The 1,570-nt window shown below is 56.6% G+C and carries 2 protein-coding genes; one reads left to right on the top strand and one right to left on the bottom strand.

Annotated features, from left to right (window positions below; translation table 11 throughout):
- Window positions 1-525: WYL domain-containing protein (locus tag H5U08_RS18270; RefSeq protein ID WP_297036431.1), on the top strand; the 525-nt coding region annotated here is incomplete at its 5' end.
- Between the two features lie 48 nt (window positions 526-573).
- On the opposite strand, the gene tgt is transcribed toward H5U08_RS18270, so the two are convergent.
- On the bottom strand, window positions 574-1,570 hold a 997-nt coding region (gene tgt / locus H5U08_RS18265), incomplete at its 5' end, for a tRNA guanosine(34) transglycosylase Tgt (RefSeq protein ID WP_297036428.1).

The following is a 1,570-nucleotide window of genomic DNA, read 5'->3' as shown; positions in this document are numbered from 1 at the left end:
GTAGGATGGTCCCCGGGGAAGAAGGAAATACGACACTGGAAAGTGAACAGAATTAGTCGGGCGGAAGTGACCGATCGACGGTTCGAAATGCCCAACGATTTCCGCTTGGACGAGCACTTTGCCGGAAGTTTTGGGGTGTACCAGGGGGATGGCGACTATCACATACGTGTTCGCTTTTCACCCGAGGTCGCCCGGTATGTGAGCGAAGCAAGGTGGCACGTCAGCCAGCAGTTGCATCCCCAGCGGGACGGCAGCCTCATTGCGGAATTTGACCTGGAAAGCCTCGAAGAAATCGAACGCTGGATTCTCAGCTTCGGACGTTACGCGGAAGTGCTTGAGCCGCCGGAACTCGTGGAGCGGATTCGTTATGAGGTGGAGCAAATGACGCAGGTTTACAATCTCAAGAAAGACGCACGAACGTTGACGCTGCACAGCTCCGCGTCCATTTTCGAGGCGGCCATGCCCGAGGAGGAGCCATTTCTTGTCGATCGAATGAAGGACACCGTTTCCCGCGCTCAGAAGTGAAAATGATTCTCTCAGGTGAATGATGCCAAGATTCTCCGCGGGAAATATTCAGCTCGATCGATTCTCGAGTTCGTCCTCATCTTCTGTCGTTGTTCGGGACCAGGTGGCCCGTTTTTCCTCCAAAAAATCGCCGAACGAGCCGTCTTCAATCGCCGCCCGCGCCTGTCTTATGAGCCGCTGGTAAAACGCGATATTGTGGAGGCTCACGAGAATTGGGCCCAGCATCTCGCGAGCCATGAAGAGATGCCTGATGTATCCTCGGCTGAAGGTGCAGGCAAGACACGGGCATGTGGGGTCCATCGGACGGGGATCCCGCTCATGACACGCGTTACGCATACGAAGCGGCCCGGCTTCCGTGAAGGCCATGGCATTTCGACCGTTCCGCGTCGGCATCACGCAATCGAACATATCCACGCCCCGGGCAATTCCCTCCAGAAGATCGATGGGACGTCCCACGCCCATGAGATAGCGAGGCCTGTCTGCCGGCAAGGAAGGAGCCACAACGTCCAGGGTGCGGTACATTTCGGCGGGCGATTCGCCGACACTCAGGCCACCGATCGCGTATCCATCGAACCCTATTTCAACGAGCTTTTCGACGCAGCGAAGTCGAAGGTCTGGTTCGAGTCCTCCCTGAACAATACCAAACAATAACTGATCTTTTCGTTGGTGAGCCTTTCGGCAGCGCTCGGCCCAGCGGACACTCCTTTCCATTGCGTCCTCGATGATTGACCTTTCGTTGGGCAGGGCAACGACGTGATCGAGGACCATGGCGATGTCGCTGCCCAGCATCTCCTGAACTTCGATGGCGCGTTCGGGTGTCAGTTCGACAGGGGAACCGTCCAGATGGGACCGAAAAACGGCTCCCCGTTCCTCAATACGCGTGAGTTGAGCGAGGCTGAATACCTGGAATCCACCGCTGTCCGTCAGGATCGGTTTGTGCCATCCCATGAAGCGGTGAAGTCCGCCGAGTGCCGCCACGGTTTCTGGCTTCGGACGCAAAAGGAGATGATACGTGTTTGACAGAATGATTTCCGTACCGGTGCCT

This window comes from Thermogutta sp., from assembly GCF_014359955.1.
Taxonomy (GTDB): domain Bacteria; phylum Planctomycetota; class Planctomycetia; order Pirellulales; family Thermoguttaceae; genus Thermogutta.
The sequence above is the reverse complement of the archived record's forward strand: the minus strand, read 5'-3'. Positions and strand labels throughout refer to the sequence as shown.